This is a genomic window from Cellulomonas denverensis (assembly GCF_012396125.1).
Taxonomy (GTDB): Bacteria; Actinomycetota; Actinomycetes; order Actinomycetales; family Cellulomonadaceae; genus Cellulomonas; species Cellulomonas denverensis.
The window spans coordinates 81226-99260 of the sequence record NZ_JAAXOX010000014.1; the positions used below are offsets into that span (position 1 = coordinate 81226).

Below are 18035 nucleotides of genomic sequence, written 5' to 3' on the forward strand. Positions count from 1 at the left end.
GGAGGTGCACCGTCGGGAGCTTCAGCTGTCGGCGGGATGGTGCCCTTCGTGCACGTCGCTGCTGGGGACCGTCGGCTCCTCACCGCTGATGAGCGGCCCGAGGACGAAGGTGGAGAACGCGAAGGCGATCGCGAAGAGCACGAGAGCGCCGGCTGGCAGCCAGAGCGACCCGCTGCGCCTGTGCAGCTTGACCAGCATGGGGACGGTGGCGGCCAGCCCGAGCACGCCGAAGAGGGCGGTCCCGCCGGAACCCGCGACAATCGCAGTACCGACCAACGGGCCGACGTGGTGCAGGACGTGCGGTGCCAGTCCCACCACCGCACCGAGCGCGCTGCTCGCTGCGGACCACAGCGCTCGGGTGCGGGATCGGGGGTTCGTCGCGTCCGCGAGCTGGGCAGGCGTGTCGACCGGTTCCGGTGGCATGGCCACCAGGCTCGACCCGGTGTGCTGAATGCTCCGTTCAGGGTTCATGAAGGTCCGACGAAGTCCCGGGCCGAGACGGGTGCACGGGAGGTCGGCGTCGGCGGCTGGTCACCACGCCCGAGCCGACGGCGATCAGTGCCGCGACCGTCGCCACCGCCACCGGGGCGTCCCGTGCGCGGTCCGCTGGTGACAGTGCGGTGCGTAAGGGGATCTGCGCAGTGAGGGTCTCCGCGGTGAACAGCGACGTCCGGAGGTTCATCGTGCCGTCGGGAGCGATCACGGCGCTCACCCCCACCGTGGACGCCTGGATGACGGCGCGCCCGTGCTCCACCGCCCGCAGGCGGGACATGGCGAGCTGCTGGGTCGACTGGGGGCTGCGTCCGAACGAGGCGTTGTTGGTGGGCACCGCGATGAACTGCCCACCTCGGACCACTGCATCACGCACGAGGTTGTCGTAGGCGACCTCGAAGCAGATCGCGGTGGCGGCCGGGATGTCGCGGTGGAGGCGGGGGGCCGGAACGGACAGGACCCCGGGCTTCGTCCCAGGGATCATGTCGATGCTGACGCGGTCCACTTCGGGGGAGAACACGCGGACCAACGCGCGCAGGGGGACGTACTCGCCGAACGCAGCCGGTTGCTGCTTGGAGTAGGACGTCAGGGGCCCCCGCCGGGGATCCCACACGACCATGTCGTTGTAGCGCCCTGCGGGGGTGTCGCGGTCTGTGCCGACCAGGATCGGGGCGTTGATCGCCGCGGCCCCCTCTTGCACCAGTGCTGCAGCCCGCGGGTCCTGACGCGGGTCGATGTCGGTGGCGTTCTCGGGCCAGATCACCAGGTCGACAGGCTCCGCTCCGGGCTGCGTGGCCAACGACTTGGTGCCCTCGACGTGGTTGGTGAGCACTCGCCAGGCCCGGGCGGCCCCGTCCGTGCCTGGTTCGGGCACGTTCCCCTGGACGACACCGACTCGCAGCGTCCCGGCTTGCGCACTCGTGTCCAGCGGCACGGCCGGTCCCACCAGCACCGCCGCCGCGGCCAGGGCCGTCAGCCAGACACCCGTGCGGACCTCGCCCCGGCGCCAGGCTGTCAGCGTCGCGGTCAGCAGGTACGCAATCAGCGCCACGGCGAAGGACACCAACGGCGCGCCGCCGAGCCACGCCAGACCCAGCAGCGGGCCATCGGTCTGCGAGAAGGCCAGCCTGCCCCAGGGGAAGCCGCCGAATGGCCAGACCGCGCGGAGCTGCTCCCCCGCCACCCAGACCGACGCAAAGACGACAGCCTGGACCGTCGTGCGGCTAGTCACCCAGCGCGCCCGCCTGGCCGCCGCCCAGGCTGCTCCCACCGCGGCGACGAGGATCGACTCGACAGTGGCCAGGGCGAACCATGCCACTGCGCCGGCGGCCTGCTGGGCCCAGGAGACGTGGACGAGGAAGAAGCTCAGGCCCCAGACGAACCACCTTGCGGTGACCGCGCGCACCGACTCCACCTCACGGTGCGCGGCAAGCAGCGCGACCCCGACGAGCGCTGCCGGCCACCAGCCAAGATCAGGGAAGGCCGCCGCGGTGATCAGCCCTCCGGCCGCGGCCGCCCCGAGCCAGCGCACTGAGCCTCCTGGACGCAGCGCGCGGGCTCGGGGCACCGGGGACGGGAGGACGGGCGCAGTCGCTGCGGGCATGTGGCGCGGCTGGTCAGGATGCGTAGGCGGCAGGCTCGCCGTCGAAGGTGGTTGCGCACTGCGTCGAGCAGAAGGAGAACGTCTGCTGCCGCCACTGCCGGGTGGCCGCCGCTTCCGCAGGATCGACGGTCATGCCGCACACCGGGTCGACCACGGGTGCCTGGGAGCTGGGGGTCATGGTGGTGTGCCCTTCGTGTTCGGCCGTCACGTGGACGGCTGGTTCGGCGTGCGGTGTGCTGGTGGTGCTGACGGCCAGGGCGCGCGGGGTGAACCGGCGCAGGCGGTTGGCGTTCGCGACGACGGACAGCGACGACAGCGCCATCGCGAGCGCTGCGAGCATGGGGCTCAGGAGCAGTCCGAACGCGGGGTAGAGCACGCCGGCGGCGATCGGGATGCCGATGGCGTTGTACCCGAACGCGAACACCAGGTTCTGGCGAATGTTTCGCATCGTCGCGCGCGACAGGTCGATCGCCGTGACGAGTCCCGTCAGCGATCCGGAGATCAGGGTGATGTCGGAGGACTCGATCGCCACGTCGGTGCCGGTGCCGATCGCGGATCCGACGTCGGCCTGGGCGAGCGCGGGCGCGTCGTTGATCCCGTCGCCGACCATGCCGACCACTCGCCCCTCGGCCTGGAGGCGTCGCACCTCGCTGGCCTTGTGCTCCGGCAGAACCTCCGCGACGACACGTGCGATGCCGACCTGGCGGGCGATGGCACCCGCCGTGACGCGGTTGTCGCCGGTCATCATCACCACGTCGATGCCGCGGGCGGTCAAGGCTGCGACCGCCTGGGCGGAGGTGTCCTTGACCGTGTCCGCGACGGCGATGACCCCGGCGGGCATCCGGTTGATCGCGACGAGCATCGCCGTCTTGCCTTCCGCGGCGAGCCGGCCGGCTTCGCGAAGCAGCGCACCCGCGGCCACCCCGTGTCCGCTAAGCAGACGCTCGTTGCCCACCAGGACCTGGGAGCCGTCGAGCACGGCGATGATGCCCTGTCCGGTGACGGAGTCGAACTGCTGCGGGCGGCTCAGGCGCAGTCCACGCTCGAGAGCTGCCGCAACGATCGCGGACGCCAGGGGGTGCTCGGAAGCCTGTTCTGCGGAGGCCACACGTGCCAGGAGCTCGTCGGCCTGGAAGTCGGGAGTGGGCAGGACGTCGGTCAGCACGGGCGCGCCGTTGGTGATGGTGCCGGTCTTGTCCAGGACGATCGTGTCCAGCTTGTGCGCGGTCTCGAGGGCCTCGGCGGAGCGGATGAGGATGCCGTTCGTGGCGCCCTTGCCCGTGCCGACCGTGATCGACAGTGGTGTCGCGAGCCCGAGGGCGCACGGGCAGGCGATGATCAAGACGGACACCGCCGCGACGAGGGCGTAGACCACGGACGGCGGTGGCCCCACGAGGTACCAGGCGACGAACGTCCACACGGCTGCCGCCATGACCGCGGGCACGAAGTAGCTCGAGACCTTGTCCACCAGGCGCTGGATGGGTGCCTTCGAGCCCTGTGCCTCACGGACCAGGCGGATGATCTGGGCGAGCATCGTCTCGGCCCCGACCCGGGTCGCGACGTAGCGCAGGGAACCGGTCTGGTTGATCGTCGCGCCGATGACCGTGTCGCCCACCGACTTGGCCACGGGCATCGGCTCGCCGGTGACCATGGACTCGTCGACGGCTGAGGCTCCCTCGAGCACCTCGCCGTCGACGGGCAGCTTCTCGCCGGGGCGGATGATCACCACGTCGCCGCGCTGCACGTCTTCGATCTCGACGTCGATCTGCGTCCCGCCGCGCTCGACGCGCGCGGTGCGCGGCTGGAGCCCGATCAGTGCCCGGATCGCCTCGCCGGTGCCCGCCTTCGCGCGTGTCTCCAGGAGCCGCCCGAGCAGGATGAGCGTGATGATCACGCCCACCGCCTCGTAGTAGACCTCCCGGGACTCCGCGGGTAGCAGACCCGGGGTGAAGGTCGCGATCAGGCTGAACCCGAACGCCGCGATGGTGCCCAGGGTGATCAGGGAGTTCATGTCGGCCGCGCGGTGGCGCAACGCGAGCCATCCGGTGCGGTGGATCGGCGCCCCGGTGTACACCATGACCGGCGCGATCAGCAGGAGCTGCACGAGCGGGTCGAGCAAGACCGGCGGCACCCAGGTAGCCCCGAGGAGCGTGGTCGCCATGACCGCGAGCAGGACGGGGGTGGTCAATGCCGTCCCGGCGAGCACGCGGTTGCGCAAGTCCTTGACCTCCGCGGCGCGTTCCCGGGCTTCGGTGTCGATGGCGCCCTGGACCAGGGGGTCGTGTTCGGGCTCCGAACTGCGGCCCGTGCGGTGGTCGGGCTCGACGAGGGTGCTCTCGGGGTCCGTCGGGTCGTCGACCACCCGCAGCGTGCCGTGCAGCATGTTCATCCCGCAGGCGAAGCCGAACTCACCGGACTGGGTCGGTATGAAGTCGATCTCGGTGACACGGTGCGCCGCGAGGGCGGCGTTCACTTTGAACTCGGGCAGGACCAGGCGCGAGGAGCAGTCGCCGGTCTCCTGGCGGTCGAAGCGCAACCGCACGGGCGTTCCGCGGACGACCTCGATGACGTCCGGTGAGTAGCCGCCCTTGACGACGATGGTGGCGACCTGTCTTCCGTCGCGGAGCTCGGCGCGGCTGCTGGTGCGCGGCCCGAAGAAGTACCACCCCAGTCCTGCTGTCAGAACGGCGGCTGTGAAAATCACGATCAACGCGACCATGGCTTGACCCCTTGGAAGATCCCGTAGCGGCCGGCCGCTCATTCCGCCGGCATCGGCCATACCCCCTGGGGGTATGAGTCGACACTAGATCGATGCTCCCTGCGATTCGGTGAGCCCCGGGTTGAGGTTGGGTCAAGAGCTCGCCCTCCCGGTGCCCCTGATCGAATCTTCACCGAGAGCCAACCGAGGCTTGGGCAGTTCTCTTCGACGCTGGTGCGGTGCGAGTTCCCCCCGATGCGGCGCCCTGCAGGTCCACCCGGTGACGGCTCGGCACGCCGGCATGGCGCGTCACCGCGCAGCTCCGCAGTCGGCCGCGGAGGTCGATCCGGACACGCGTCCACAGGCTGCGGACCGCCCACCAGCTCGAGGGCGACACGCTCTGCCGAGCGATGCTGCCGACGACGCACTGAAGGCGGAGTCGTCAGCTCCTGGAGCGCCCGCGGCAGGGGTCCGCCGACCGCGGGACGTCGTATCGCGTTCCGCCCGCCGCGAGCAGGAGCGCGCCCGGCGCCGACGCGGAGCGGCCAAGGCCGCTGTCGCCGCCGCCGTCGCGCTCGGCGTGGCCGGGTTCGCCACCGCCTCCCTGGGTGGGGTGCAACAGGGCGTGGCCGGGACGATCGAGCCCATGCCCACACCGGCGGCCTCGGCGCCGGGCGGGCCGGGTTTCCCCCCGGCCCGCGTCGTAGAGGATCGGCAGGCGGCGGTGATCGAGGCCAGCGGCACGCTGCGCGCGGCGCAGGCCGTCAAGACGGCGGCCGTTGCGGCCTCGGTCCCCGCCGAGGCGACGTGGCAGCTCGACGAGGCGATCGGCGACCTGCGGGCCGCTATCACGGTGACTCAGGCGGCCCAACCCGCGGTCCTGGCGCTTCAGCCACCTGTGGCCCCCTCCCCGGTGCGGCCCCTGGATGCAGTGATCTCGACGCCCGGTGAGCAGGCAGAACCCGCGCCCACCACAACGGCGACCGCCCTGTCGCAGTCCCTGCCGGAGGCCTCCGACGCCGTGGTGGCCGCGCCTGTCCGCTCCGATGGTGGATCCGGGGCGAGCGTGGACGCAGCCGTGTCGCTGCTCCTGGCTCGGACCGACCGGGTCGCGGCGTTGACGGCCGAGCTCCAGGTCGTGACCGCGCAGGCGCAGGAGGCCGCGGTAGCGGCCGCTGCCGCGCGGGTGGCTGAGCAGGAGGCGGCAGCGCGCAAGCAGGCGCAGCGGACCTCGCTCGACCAGTACGCCAACGGCGAGATCCCGCTGAGCGCCTTGTGTGAGCTGGACTTCGCGCCCGGCCATCAGCAGCGTTGCGATGCCACAGACGCGCTCGAGGAGCTGAACACGGCGTTCGAGCGGGTGTTCTCGACCAGCTTGGTGGTGACCGACTCCTACCGGTCCTACGCGGCGCAGGTCGCCTGCCGGCGGAACAAGGGCAGTCTGTGCGCCACGCCCGGGACCTCGAACCACGGGACCGGGGTCGCGGTCGACTTCGGGGGCGGGGCGTCGTCGTTCGGGACGAGCGAGCACGAGTGGTTGCTCGAGCACGCCGGCGAGTACGGGTGGACCTTGCCGAGCTGGGCGCGCGCCTCGGGCTCGAAGCCGGAGCCGTGGCACTGGGAGTACGTCGGCTGAGCGCAGCCGGGGATACTGCCGGACGCGTCACTCAGGTGCCGAGCAGGACGAACGGCGCCGCGCGACCGTGGCGCGGCGCCGTTTTCCCTGTCGGCTGGGCGTCCTTCAGGGGATCCGCTCGTGGTCCTCGCGGGTCAGCCCACCGCCGGCGGGCGGCGTGGTTTCGTGGTCGTGGTCGTGGTCGTGGTCGTGGCTGGTGGGTCCGTCGTGCGGGCCGTGGACGTGCCCGTTGCCGCGGCCCATGAAGAACATCATCGCCACCATGCCCAGCGGGCACGCGAGCAGCAGCGCGTAGGGCAGTGCCCGGGACAGGTCCACTCCGAAGGCCAGGAGCAGCGCCAGGACGAGGGCCGCCCCGATCGCCATGTGCTTGAGGTGGTGCTTGATCACGTCGTGCTCCGATTCGCTCGCTGGTGCGGGACTGGGTCGTTCCCCATCGTGATCACCCGGGGTGAAGGTCAGGCCGCGGGTGCGGTCAAGGCTCGATCAAGGATCTGGCCCGGACGCAGACAGCGGCGCCACCGGCACGGGGGTGCACCGGTGGCGCCGCGATCGCGGGGCGGCTCACATGTCCGCGAGCAGTGCCTTCATCTCGGCGATCTCGGTGGTCTGGTCGGCGATGATCGTGTCGGCGAGCTCGAGTGCGTCCTCGTTCTGCCCGCGGTTGCGGTAGTCCTCGGACATGGTGATCGCGCCGGTGTGGTGGTCGATCATCATCTCCAGGAACATCCGGTCGAAGTCGGCGCCGGCGTCTTGGAGCTGCTGCATCTGGCCGTCGTCGGCCATGCCGGTGTGCTCACCGGAGTGGTCCATGCCACCCATGGAGTCGTCGGCCTCGGCCGGCTGCTCGCCCCAGGTCTGCAGCCAGGAGGTCATGAGGTCGATCTCGGGCTGCTGGGCGAACTGGATCCGCGCGGCGAGTTCCTGCACGGGCTCGCTCTGGGCGCGGCCCTCGGCGAGCACGGCCATGTCGAGTGCGCCCTGGTGGTGCAGGATCATCATCTGGGCGAACTCCACGTCGGCGTCGTTGTGCTCGACGGACGTTGCCGCCGTGCTGGTCGCGCCGGAGGGGCTCTGCTGGTCGGTCGAGGTCTGCTCGCCGGTCGAGCAGGCGCTGAGCAGGAGCCCGAGTGTGAGGGTCGCTGCCACGGCGGCGACGGCTCGGGGGATCTTCGGGGACATGAGGGGTGCTCCTCGGTCGGCTGAGGGCTCGTCGCGTGCCGGGGGTCAGGCGACGGGCGTGGTCGTGCTGTCGGTCGTGGTGTGCTCGTCGGCGGTGGCGCCGCTGCAGCGGGTCCCGCCGCAGCACTCGTGGGCCGGGGCGGTCGTCTCGGCGGTGCTGGACTGGCAGCAGCTGTCGCTCATGGGGTCTCCTGTGGTCGGTGGGTGGTCAGTCAGGCAGCCGGGCCTGGACTTCCTTGAGCAGGTCCTGGGGCGCGAGCCACATGGACGGGTAGTTGCCGGACCACGCGCGTTCGCCGTCGGCGTCGACCAGGACGAAGCTGTGTCCGGGCAGCCCCTCGTGCATGCCGGTGCCGAGCGTCCCGTACTCCTCGGAGACGGTGCCGTCGTCCAGCAGGAACGGGGTGGTGACGCCGTAGGTGTCCATGTCAGCGCTGATCTGCTCGGCGGTGTTCATCACGATGGGCAGCACGGTGATGCCGGCCTCCGCGAAGGCGGGGTCCTTCTCGATCTCGCCCATCTGCTGCAGGCAGGACCCGCAGCCGGCGCCCTCGTTGAAGTACAGGACGACCGGCGAACCGCGGAAGTCCGAGAGGGTGACGCTCGATCCGTCGCTGGCCTGCAGCGTGAAGTCCGGTGCCGGCCCGAGGTCGCTGGAGGTCGTCTCGCGGGCGCTGAGCAGGGCTGCGGTCACCACCGCGACCATCAGGACGACGATCAGCGCCGACGCGCCGGTCATGACGAGCTTGCGGCGCCGGTCGTGCCGGCGCTGGTCCTCGCGGACCTGCGCGAGTGCGACGGCCCGTCGTTCCCGGGCAACCTTGGCGGACGTCATCGTGCGGCTCCTTCGTGGTCGCCGTGGCAGCTGTTCTCCGCCGCGGCGTGCGGCTCGTGGGTGTCCTGGGGTGTGGTCTCGGCCGCGGGCGAGCTCGTGGTCCTGGAGCGTCGCCGCTCGGACAGGGTGCCCCAGACGAACAGCGCGGCCAGTGCCACCAGTCCGAGTCCGAGGACCGGCTCGGGAATGGGTGAGCTCCAGTCCTCGAACCGGGAGAACACCGTGGTCAGGCCGCGGCCGATCGCCGCCTGCGCCTCGGTCCCCCGGGTCATGTCGGGGCTGCCGGCGAGCAGGATGACGGCGACTCCCATGACGGTGAAGCCGACCGCGACGGCGATGTTCAGCGAGTTCGTGACGAGGGTTCGTCCGGCCAGACGCACACGCACGAGCTTGGGGCTCAGCCAGCGCCGGTCGCGCAGCCGGGCCTTGTCCCAGATCAACGCCATGACGAACAGCGGGAAGACCATCCCGAAGACGTACGCGAGCCCCAGGAGCAGCCCGCCGGCCGGTGACCCGGACAGGGCCGACAGCGTCATCACGCCGGCCAGGACCGGCGCGCAGCAGCTGGACGCGATGCCGGAGAACACCCCGAGCGCGTAGAAGCTGCCGGTGTCGCCGCGGCGCGTGTCCGGGGTGCGCAACGCGCTCGGCAGCGACCACATCCGCCCCGACAGGGCCAGGGCCGCCAGGGCGAGCATGAGGGCCCCGCCGGCGTAGTACAGGGGTGCGTGGTACTTGGCGATCGCCCCGGCGACCATGCTGACGCCGAGGGTGATGGGCAGCAGCACCGTGGACAGCCCGGCCGCGAACACGAAGGTCAGGGGCAGCAGGCGCCAGCGACGGTTCTTCACCGCCCCGGCGAGGTAGCTGGGCGCCAGGAACACGATGCAGCAGGGAGCGAACAGGGCGACGCCGCCGGCGAAGAACGCGGCCAGGACGCTGCCCGTGGTCAGCAGCTGGGACCCCATCAGCGCACCGCCGCGAGGTGGACGTCGCTGCCGCGCTCGCGCAGCAGGTCCAGCAGGCGGCCAGAACGCAGCTTGCCCGAGCTCACGAACGCGCCGTCGAGGAGGACGAGCGGGCTCATCGCAGGCCGGTGCTGAGCGACGAGCCGCGCACCCTCCTCGGAATTGATCTCGAGGACCTCGAGGTCCAGGGGGACGACCTCGCGCAGCCGCCCGAGGGTCTGCAGCGCGGCGTCGCACAGGTGGCACGCGGGTGAACGGACCACCGTGACACGCGGGGTGGGCGCACCTGGGCAGGCCCCGGAGAACTCGAGCATGCCTCAACGGTGCCGTGCGGTTCTTGCGTGGCGGTCAGGGGTGCATTGATTTCCGATGAAGCCTCGAGGGTGCTGCTCACTAGGGGGTGGTGTTCCGGGGTGCGGCGGGAAGCCGGACGATGAACGTCGAGCCGTGGCCGGTGCCGTCGGATGTGGCGCGGATCGAGCCGTGGTGGGCGTGCACCAGCGCGCGGCAGATCGCCAGACCGACGCCGGATCCACCGCGGCCGCGATCGCGCGCGCTGTCCACCCGGTAGAACCGCTCGAAGACGTGCTCCAGGTGTTCGGCGGGGATCCCCTCTCCGGTGTCGGCGACCGTCAGCTCGACGGTGTCCGGCGCGCTCGGTGCGGCGCGCAAGGTGATCGTCCCGCCGGCTGGTGTGTGCCGCACCGCGTTGACGACCAGGTTGTCGAGGACCTGGGCGAGCCGGACCCGGTCGACCCGGACCGTCCCGGCGCCGGGGGCTGCCTGCACCTCGATGCTCACGCCGGCGGTGTCGGCGCGTTCGCGTCCGGCCAGCGCCGCGGCGTCAAGGAGGTCGGAGGCCGGGACGTCGGCCAGCTGCAGGTCCAGCTCGCCGCTCTCGGCGCGGGTCACCGCCGCGAGGTCGCGCGCCAGGCGGTTGAGCCGTTGAGCCTGGTCGTGCAGGACGGCGACGGTCTCGGTGTCGAGCACGCGCACCCCGTCCTCGATCGCCTCGATGTACGCGGCGATGGTCGCCGCCGGGGTCCGCAGCTCGTGCGCGACGTCGGCGATCAGCCGTTCGCGCAGTCGCGCGTCATCCTCTAGGTGCGCGGCCATGGTGTTGAACGCGGCGGCCAGCGTGTCGAACTCGGTGCCGATCCCGGGCAGCGGGACGCGCGCGTCGAAGCGTCCGGCACCAATCTGCGCGGCGGCGCGGGACATCTGCGCCACGGAGCGTCCGATGCGGCGGGTGAGCAGCACACTGACCGCCAGCGCGGTCACGCCGGCGACCACGATCGCCAGGGCGAGGGCGATGGTGCTGGCTGACTGGAACGCCTCCTCGATGTGCAGGTCGGCGAGCTCGTGGTCCTGGACGCCCGCTTGCAGCAGGTGCTCGTGGAACAGCGCGGGCCCGACGAGGGTCGCCACGATCCAGGCGGTGACCGCGGCAGCGAGGAGCACCAGGGCGATCGAGACCAAGAGGCGACGGCCGAGAGTGCCGGGGCCGATCGCGTCGCGGGTGTTCATCCGGGGCCCATCCTGTAGCCGACACCGCGCACGGTGCGCACGAACCGCTGTTCCTGTGCGGTGTCCCCGAGCTTGCGGCGCACGTGCAGGACGTGGACGTCGACCAGGTGCTCGTCGCCGACCCAGCCTTCACCCCAGACCGCACGGATCAGGGCAGGTCGCGAGAACACGATGCCCGGACGTGAGGCGAGGGCCGCGAGCACGTCGAACTCCAGGCGGGTGAGAAGGGCGCGTTCGCCGTCGACGTCGACCTCGCGGGCATCGAGGTTCAGCCGCAGTCCCCCGATCGAGATGACGCGCGCGTCCGAGGCGGGCACGGCGTCCGGTGCGGGTGGTGCCGGGTGCCGGGGTCGGCGCAGCATAACGCGGATCCGCGCGACCAGCTCGCGCGGGCTGAACGGCTTGCTCATGTAGTCGTCGGCGCCGACCGACAGACCAATGAGGGTGTCGACCTCCTCGCTACGCGCGGTCAGCATGACGACGTAGCAGTCGGAGAAGGTCCGCAGCTGCCTGCACACCTCGATACCGTCCAGGCCCGGGAGCCCGAGGTCGAGGACCACGACGTCCGGGTCAACCTCGCGCAGCAGGGCGACGGCCTCGGTCCCGTCATGGCAGAGCGTGACCTCGAAGCCCTCGCGCTCGAGGTAGCCGCCGATCACGGCGGCGAGCGGCTTCTCGTCATCGACGACCACGGCACGCAGGGCGACAGGAGGGTTCATGCGGGCCATTGTGTCGCCGGCTTCGAGCGAGAGCGTCGCACCGGTCGGTGGCTTCATCGAACCTTGATCGAACGTTCGAGCCGGTCACGGCCTGCTTGATCCAACGTCAACCGACTTCGCGGGGTGCTCTCAACCTGACCGCGAGACCGTGGCCGGGCCGGCTCCCCTGTCGGCGAATCCCGACGACAGGAAGACCCGACGTGCGCCCCGTCCTGTTCAGCATCTTCGGCCTCGACATCCAGACCTACGGCGTGAGCAAGGCCGCGGCCGCGCTGATCGCCGCCTATCTGCTGGGACGGGGGTTCACCCGGTTGGGGCTCAAGCGTGACAGCGCGCACTCCCTGGTGTTCTGGGCCACGATCTGGGGGTTCGTGGGCGCGAAGGTCTACTTCCTGCTGGAGAACGTCGACGACCTGAGCTGGCACCATCTGGGCGGCATGGGGTTCACCTGGTACGGGGGGCTCATCGCCGGCGTGGCGTCCGCGCTCGTCGTGATCCGCCGGCACCGTCTGCCGCTCGGGCAGGTCGCGGGGGCGGCGGCGATCCCGCTCACGGTCGCGTACGGCGTGGGTCGTCTGGGTTGCTTCCTCGCCGGTGACGGAACCTACGGCAGGCCGAGCGACCTGCCCTGGGCGATGGCCTTCCCGCACGGCGCGGTTCCCAGCACCGTGCCCGTCCACCCGACCCCGCTGTACGAGACGATCGCCGCCTTCGTGATCGCCGGGGTGCTGTGGTCGGCTCGCCGATGGCTCCCGGGTGCCGGGTTGTTCGGGGGGTACCTGGTGCTCAGCGGTCTGTCCCGGTTCGCCGTGGAGTACCTGCGGGTCAACACCCCCGTGGTCGCAGGGCTCACGCAGCCGCAGCTGTGGTCGGTGCTCAGCGTGGCAGCGGGCGCCGTGATCGTGCTGCTCTCGCGCCGCTCGAACCCGCCGCGGCCGATCGAGTCGAGCGACGACAGCGACGACGCGGCGCCTGCGGTCGTGCGCTAGTAGCGCAGCGGAAGCCCCGGTGCGCTGAGCCGCCCCACCGCTCTCACATCGCGTGGCTGTGGCCGTGGCTGAGGCTGTGTCGGGGAACGGTTGCGCCGGTCGCTGTCACGACCACGACGGCGATGGCCGTCGTGAGCGGGATCGCCAGGACGAGCCCGACGGAGGACACCGCGGTGCGCACGATCTCGGCGGCGAACTGCCCGCTGGTCAGGGTCGAGAGCAGCGGCAGCTGGTAGATGAGCAGCAGCAGCAGGACCGGCAGCGATGCGCCGGTGTACGCGAACGCGATGGTGTAGACCGTGGAGGCGATGTGGTCGCGCCCGATCCGCATCCCGCCGCGGAACAGCTCGAGCCGCGTGGCGTGCGGGGACGCGGCGCGCAGCTCCCAGACCGCCGAGGCCTGCGTGATGGTGACGTCGTTGAGCACGCCGAGGCCTGCGAGGACGAGCCCGGCGAGGAACAGGCTTCGCAGGGAGACAGCGCCGACGTCGCCGAGTAGCTGCGCCAGCCGGTAGTCGTCCTCGCTGGTCACCCCGGACAGGTGCGCCCATCGCGCCCCGAGGGCGCCGAGCCCTGTGGTCAGGGCCAGGCCGGCCAGCGTCCCGATCAGCGCGGTGGAGGTGCGCAGCGAGAGCCCGTGCGCCAGGTACAGCACGGCGGTCATGATGACGGTCGAGGCCGCCAGCGCCACGACGACCGCGTTCTCGCCGGCGAGCAGCGCTGGCAGGACGTAGACGCCGATCACGGCGAACGCGGCGATGAGGCCCAGCAGCGCCCTGGCTCCTCGGTAGCCGGCGACGAGCACGATGGAGATCGCGAAGAGAGCCAGGAGCGCACCGAGCGGCAGGCTGCGCTGGAAGTCGTGCCACGCCCACACCTCGTCGTCGGTCTGGGTCGCGGGATACCACTCCACCACGATGCGGGTGCCCGCGCCCACGTCGTCCGGGGTCAACGTGGCGGTGGCCCAGATCTGAATGCTCCGTCCGGCCTGCGGGCCGCTGGTCACGTCGGCACTGACGCGCAGGCAGGTGACCGTCTCCGGGATGCTGCCGTCCGGTCGCTGGTCCTCGACGGTCCCCTGGCAGCTCTCCTGGGCGGTCCCGGTGACCACGGCCGTCGGGTACTGCACCTCGACGGGCTCGATGACCCGCGCGGTCTGGCGTCGTTCACCGGGCCAGGTCGCGGCCATGGCTGCCACGGCCAGCACCAGCAGCGGGATGAGCACGGCGCTGACGACGACCGTCAGCCGGTTCCGAGGGCGACTCACAACTTGACCCCATCCAGCCCCGGGTCAGGCGCCCGGCGGCGGGCACACGGTAGGGAGCCGCACCCGGTCACCGGCCGTGCCGTTGGTCCCGGAACCGGCCATCTTGATCAGACCTTCATGCCGCGACCGCGAAGACTTGACCGCGCGCCGAGAGGCTTGAGGGCATGCGGAGCAGGAGTCGACCGGTGAGGAGCGCGGGGGGATGTGGTGGTGCCAGATGAGTGCCCTCGGATGGGTCGTCATGGGCTGCGTGTGGGTCGCGGTCGTCGCGTTGGCGGTGTGGGCTGTCTCGCGGTTGTTCCCGTCCCGCGCTGCGAGCACGCCGCGTGCCGCGCTCGATGAGTGGCTGGCTTCGGGTGAGATCGACATCGACCTGTACCGGCGCCTGCGGGCGGATCTCGACGCAGCCGCCTCGAATGCCCCGGTGAACCGATGGTGATGGTCGCTCGAGAGCCCACCTGCAGGGCAGCATCTGGCGCCCGGCGCACTCGCCAGCGCAGGTTCGCGCCCGCCGGGTTCGCCGCGGCCGCGGTGCTCACGCTCACCGCGGCTCTCGCGCCCGTCGACAGCGCGGCCGGGGACACCCTCGACGACAAGCAACGCGCCGCTCAGCAGCGCGCCGACGCCGCAGAGCGCCAGTACGAGCTGCTGCAGGAGTCGGTCGAGGAGCTCTCGGCGGATCTCGCTCAGGCGGTGCTCACCCTTGAGGAGACGAAGGCGCGGCTTCCCGCCGCGCAGGCGGCACTCGACGCCGCGACCGTCCAGGCCGATTCCGCCCAACGCACGGCCACTCTCGCGCAGAGCAGACTCGAGGACACCGTGGGTCTGCGCGAGACGCTCCAGGACGAACTGGACACCGACGCCGCGCGCCGCGCGGAAGTCCGCTCGACGATCGCACAGCTCGCCAGGAGCGCCTACCAGGGCTCGGGATCGACCGCGGCGCTCGAGGTCGTCGTCGGCGCGGCGAGCATGGAGGACTTCGTCGACCGCGCGGAGACGGTCGCGACCGCACAGCGACTGCAGAGTCGTGCGCTCGAGGAGCTCGTCGTGCTCGAAGCGAACGCCCGCACAGGTCAGGCCCGGCTGGCTGCCGTCGTCGGCACCCTGACCGAGATGGAGGCGGCGGCCGAGGCGCAGGCGGAGGCTGCTGAAGCTGCACGAGCCGAGCAGCAGACCCAGACCATCGCACTGCAGCAGGCGGTCGCAGACCAGAGTGCCGCAGCGCAACGCATCGAGGGCATGCGCGGCCAGGCGCAGGCGGAGCAGGCTGCGGCCGACTCGATCCGCGCGGCCGCCGAGGCCGAGATCGCGCAGATCGCCGCGCAGGAGGAGGCGGCGGCGCGGCAGCAAGCGCCCGCAGCACCGGTCCGCCCCGCTCCGAATCCCGCCCCCGGGCAGGCGGCACAGCCGGTCGCACCGCCCGCGTCCAGCGGCGTCTTGTTCTCCAACCCGACCTCGATCGACCCTATGTACGTCACGTCGAACTACGGCATGCGCCTGCACCCGATCCTCGGGTACTACCGGCTGCACGCCGGCATCGACCTGCGCACCTACTGCAACACCCCGCTCTACGCCCCGCGCGACGGCACGGTCCAGTGGTCGGAATGGCGCAACGGCTTCGGGAACCAGGTCATGCTCAACTACGGCACCGTGAACGGGCAGTCGCTGATGAGCAGCTCGAACCACCTGACCCGATCTGTCGTGTCCTCGGGCCAGCAGGTTAGCCGGGGCCAGCTCATCGGCTACTCCGGGAACACCGGGCTGTCCGGGGCGTGTCATCTCCACTTCGAGGTGTACGTCGGCGGCAAGACCGTCGACCCCGCCCCGCTCCTGGGCCTGCGTTGACCACATGAACCGCCCGTCGATCCGACCCAGCCCGAGGAGTCCCGTGTCCACCACGCCGTCTGACCTGCCCGTCATCACCGTCGTGCAGGCCCCCGCGTGCCACTTCTGCGACGACGCGAAGCACGCCCTGACCGCCATGTCCCAGCAGACCCCGCTCGTGATCCGCGTCGTCGACATCGACAGTGACGAGGGGCGCGCACTCATCGCCGGGCACCGGCCGGCGATGAACCCGCTGGTCCTGCTCGACGGGCAGTACTTCTCCTCCGGCCGTCTGCCCCGCAAGAAGCTGGCGAAGGCGCTCCGGGACCGGACCGGGTCACCGACCGCCTGACGCGTTGAACGGACTCCTGACGGCCGGACCTCCTCGTTGGCTCTGGCTCTTCTTGACGATGCCCACATACCCGGTCCAGTCACGCCCGACCCGGCGAGCCCATCTCACCGAGGCGGCGATGCTGAGTCCAAACAGGTCGTGGAGCACGGGTGCGGGCAGGTCGGCGGCGAGCCCGATGAGGGCTGCGTTGCGGGACTGTCGCACCGAGATCCCGTGGCGCCGCAGGCGCTCAGCGAGGCCTGTGTAGGTGACGTGGCCGCCGGCGCCCCTGCCGGGGAACAGCCACTCCGGACCGCCCGCCCTCGACTCGATCAGGGGTGTCCCCCTCGACGCCACGTCGGCAGGCAGCTGCGCGAGCATGCGCCCGAGCCTTGGCGGGACCTCGATCAGGTGGCCGCCCGCGGTCTGGCGGAACCCGTCGACGGAGCCCGTGCGGGGGTCGGAGTTGAGGTTCGACTTCGTGAGCTCGGCGATGCGGATGAGGGGCAGTCCGTAGAGGAGCAACATCGCGCCCGCCGTCGCGACGTCGACGGGGATCGTCCGGTCGGTGAGGCACCGTCGCAGTTCAGCCCATCGCTCGTCGTCGGTCAGCACGATGGTCGGCTCACGTGCCTCGGGATAGGTGACCGCCAGTTGGCGTGGGGCGAGGCGACGCCGGCCGGCCCAACGCAGGAAGTCCCCGGTCGCGCTGCGCTGGTCGCTCGTGACGTCGTCGAGCCAGCGGTCCAGCGTGGCTTGCTCCAGGGCGTCCAGCTCGGCGCCGTTCTCGTCGAGCCAGACGAGGAAGGCGGTCACCGCCATCAGGCGCACCCAGACGTTCCGGAACTGGCTGTAGGTGAACCTGCCAGTCTGCTCGTAGCGCCGCCGCGCGCGTCGTAGGTGCCACCACGATGCGTACGCACTGGCTGCGTTCGGCCTGCCCGAGATGGACCGTCCGAACGCAGCCAGCAGCGCGTACTACCGGCTGAGGGACTTGTCTTGCTGCCGGCCCTGGGGGCGTGCGCGGCGCGCCTTGGGGGCTGCCCTGCGGCGGACGATCGCCTCGTTCGCCGGCACGGCCTGGGACGCATCGGAGATCAGACGGGCCTCCTTGGCCTCGCTGTCGATGCCGGCGCCATCCAGGCGCGCGGCGAGCTGCTGGCGGCGCTCCGCGGAGTCGTAGGGCACTTCCGCTTCACGCGCGAGCTCGGTCCTGGCAGCGACACGCCCCTCGCCCGGCTCGGCGAGCACGGCCGCTGCCGACAGCTCGTCGACCCGGTCGGCCGCGCGGTGCGCGCCGCCGTCGACGGCGGCGCCGGTGCGGTCCCGCCAGGTCTCGACGAACCGCTCGCGCGTGCGCGCGTCGTCGCGCGCGTTGTCCGACCCCATCAGCTCGCGGTCGTGGTCGGCGAGCAAGCCCGGGTCGTGCTCGTGGGCCCACTGGCGAGCGTGCTCGTACTCGGACTGCTGGGCGGCGGCGGCGCGCAGCTCGGCGACGCGCTCGGCGCGGACCTGCTCGGCTAGCTGCGCCGGGTCGACGCCGTAGCGCTCCTGAACCTGCCGGTCGATGGTCTGCGCGGCACGGTCGATGTCGGGATCCTGCCCGCGCCATGCGTTCGCCGTCTCCCACACCCTGGCGACCTTCGCCTGTGTGGCGGTCTCCCACCACTCCTGCCGGTCGACCACCGCGACGTGTGCACGTGCGGACGCGCGTTCGGCGTCGTAGCGCTCCTGCAGGTCGCGCGCGGCCAGCTCGCGCTCCTGCGCGGCCGCACGCGCTCGGTCAGTGACCACCTGTGCGACCTGCTGGCCGGCGTAGCCGGCAGCGGTGATGGCGGTGCGCATGCCGCCGCGGATCGTCTCGTCGACCCCGTCGCTCTCGCTCATGTCGTTCTCCCTCGTGATGGCTCCTGGTCCCCCGACTGGTAGCCCTCGAGGCCGGCCGCGGCCGCCGGCGTGCGCCT

At 71.5% G+C, this 18035-nt stretch carries 19 protein-coding genes; 5 read left to right on the plus strand and 14 right to left on the minus strand.

The window, feature by feature from the left end:
* Positions 1 to 21 precede the first annotated feature (21 nt).
* From HGA03_RS17090 to HGA03_RS17100, 3 genes are all read right to left on the minus strand, one after another.
* Complete coding sequence (locus HGA03_RS17090) at positions 22 to 471, minus strand: hypothetical protein (RefSeq protein ID WP_239073685.1); 450 nt, start codon at positions 469 to 471, stop codon at positions 22 to 24.
* Positions 461 to 2023, minus strand: a complete 1563-nt coding sequence (gene lnt, locus HGA03_RS17095) for an apolipoprotein N-acyltransferase (RefSeq protein WP_168631497.1) — start codon at positions 2021 to 2023, stop codon at positions 461 to 463. The genes HGA03_RS17090 and lnt overlap by 11 nt, the downstream gene beginning before the upstream one ends.
* Before the next feature lie 85 nt (positions 2024 to 2108).
* A complete protein-coding gene (locus HGA03_RS17100; RefSeq protein WP_168631498.1) occupies positions 2109 to 4814 on the minus strand; it encodes a heavy metal translocating P-type ATPase in 2706 nt (901 codons plus the stop codon).
* Positions 4815 to 5418: 604 nt separating this feature from the next.
* Here HGA03_RS17100 and HGA03_RS17105 point away from each other — a divergent pair.
* The gene (locus HGA03_RS17105; RefSeq protein WP_168631499.1) at positions 5419 to 6429 is read left to right on the plus strand and encodes a M15 family metallopeptidase; all 1011 of its coding nucleotides are present in this window, start codon (positions 5419 to 5421) and stop codon (positions 6427 to 6429) included.
* A gap of 105 nt (positions 6430 to 6534) precedes the next feature.
* Here HGA03_RS17105 and HGA03_RS18530 read toward each other — a convergent pair whose 3' ends face one another.
* From HGA03_RS18530 to HGA03_RS17145, 8 genes are all read right to left on the minus strand, one after another.
* Positions 6535 to 6819 (minus strand): hypothetical protein, encoded by a 285-nt coding sequence (locus HGA03_RS18530; protein ID WP_203767594.1) that lies wholly within the window; start codon positions 6817 to 6819, stop codon positions 6535 to 6537.
* A gap of 174 nt (positions 6820 to 6993) precedes the next feature.
* Positions 6994 to 7611, minus strand: coding sequence for a DUF305 domain-containing protein (locus tag HGA03_RS17115; protein ID WP_168631500.1), 618 nt, complete (start codon positions 7609 to 7611; stop codon positions 6994 to 6996).
* A gap of 45 nt (positions 7612 to 7656) precedes the next feature.
* A complete protein-coding gene (locus tag HGA03_RS17120) occupies positions 7657 to 7794 on the minus strand; it encodes a hypothetical protein (protein WP_168631501.1) in 138 nt (45 codons plus the stop codon).
* A 25-nt stretch (positions 7795 to 7819) separates the two neighbouring features.
* Complete coding sequence (locus HGA03_RS17125; protein ID WP_168631502.1) at positions 7820 to 8446, minus strand: peroxiredoxin family protein; 627 nt, start codon at positions 8444 to 8446, stop codon at positions 7820 to 7822.
* Positions 8443 to 9414 (minus strand): cytochrome c biogenesis CcdA family protein, encoded by a 972-nt coding sequence (locus tag HGA03_RS17130; RefSeq protein ID WP_168631503.1) that lies wholly within the window; start codon positions 9412 to 9414, stop codon positions 8443 to 8445. Before HGA03_RS17130 ends, HGA03_RS17125 begins: the two co-directional genes overlap by 4 nt.
* A complete protein-coding gene (locus tag HGA03_RS17135; RefSeq protein ID WP_203767597.1) occupies positions 9414 to 9728 on the minus strand; it encodes a glutaredoxin in 315 nt (104 codons plus the stop codon). The genes HGA03_RS17130 and HGA03_RS17135 overlap by 1 nt, the downstream gene beginning before the upstream one ends.
* 79 nt (positions 9729 to 9807) lie before the next feature.
* Complete coding sequence (locus HGA03_RS17140; RefSeq protein ID WP_168631504.1) at positions 9808 to 10941, minus strand: sensor histidine kinase; 1134 nt, start codon at positions 10939 to 10941, stop codon at positions 9808 to 9810.
* Entirely contained in the window at positions 10938 to 11669 is a 732-nt protein-coding gene (locus HGA03_RS17145; RefSeq protein WP_168631530.1) for a response regulator transcription factor, read from the minus strand. Before HGA03_RS17145 ends, HGA03_RS17140 begins: the two co-directional genes overlap by 4 nt.
* Before the next feature lie 191 nt (positions 11670 to 11860).
* On the opposite strand from HGA03_RS17145, the gene HGA03_RS17150 reads away from it, so the two are divergent.
* Entirely contained in the window at positions 11861 to 12649 is a 789-nt protein-coding gene (locus HGA03_RS17150) for a prolipoprotein diacylglyceryl transferase (RefSeq protein WP_168631505.1), read from the plus strand.
* Between the two features lie 43 nt (positions 12650 to 12692).
* Here HGA03_RS17150 and HGA03_RS17155 read toward each other — a convergent pair whose 3' ends face one another.
* On the minus strand, positions 12693 to 13874 hold the full coding sequence (locus HGA03_RS17155) for a YibE/F family protein (RefSeq protein WP_239073686.1): 1182 nt from the start codon (positions 13872 to 13874) through the stop codon (positions 12693 to 12695).
* Positions 13875 to 14133: 259 nt separating this feature from the next.
* Here HGA03_RS17155 and HGA03_RS17160 point away from each other — a divergent pair, with 259 nt between their 5' ends.
* The 3 genes from HGA03_RS17160 to HGA03_RS17170 are packed head-to-tail and all read left to right on the plus strand — an operon-like array spanning position 14134 to position 16092.
* Complete coding sequence (locus tag HGA03_RS17160) at positions 14134 to 14355, plus strand: hypothetical protein (protein ID WP_146840867.1); 222 nt, start codon at positions 14134 to 14136, stop codon at positions 14353 to 14355.
* Positions 14349 to 15761 (plus strand): peptidoglycan DD-metalloendopeptidase family protein, encoded by a 1413-nt coding sequence (locus HGA03_RS17165; protein ID WP_168631506.1) that lies wholly within the window; start codon positions 14349 to 14351, stop codon positions 15759 to 15761. The genes HGA03_RS17160 and HGA03_RS17165 overlap by 7 nt, the downstream gene beginning before the upstream one ends.
* A gap of 43 nt (positions 15762 to 15804) precedes the next feature.
* A complete protein-coding gene (locus tag HGA03_RS17170) occupies positions 15805 to 16092 on the plus strand; it encodes a glutaredoxin family protein (protein ID WP_239073687.1) in 288 nt (95 codons plus the stop codon).
* Here the strand turns inward: HGA03_RS17170 and HGA03_RS17175 are convergent.
* Positions 16078 to 16893: a hypothetical protein gene (locus HGA03_RS17175; protein ID WP_168631508.1), complete on the minus strand. Its 816-nt coding sequence runs from the start codon at positions 16891 to 16893 to the stop codon at positions 16078 to 16080. The genes HGA03_RS17170 and HGA03_RS17175 overlap by 15 nt on opposite strands.
* Positions 16894 to 17049: 156 nt before the next feature.
* Positions 17050 to 17958 carry a hypothetical protein gene (locus HGA03_RS17180; protein WP_168631509.1) on the minus strand — a complete coding sequence of 303 codons (909 nt, stop codon included), beginning with the start codon at positions 17956 to 17958 and terminating at the stop codon, positions 17050 to 17052.
* Positions 17959 to 18035: the final 77 nt, after the last annotated feature.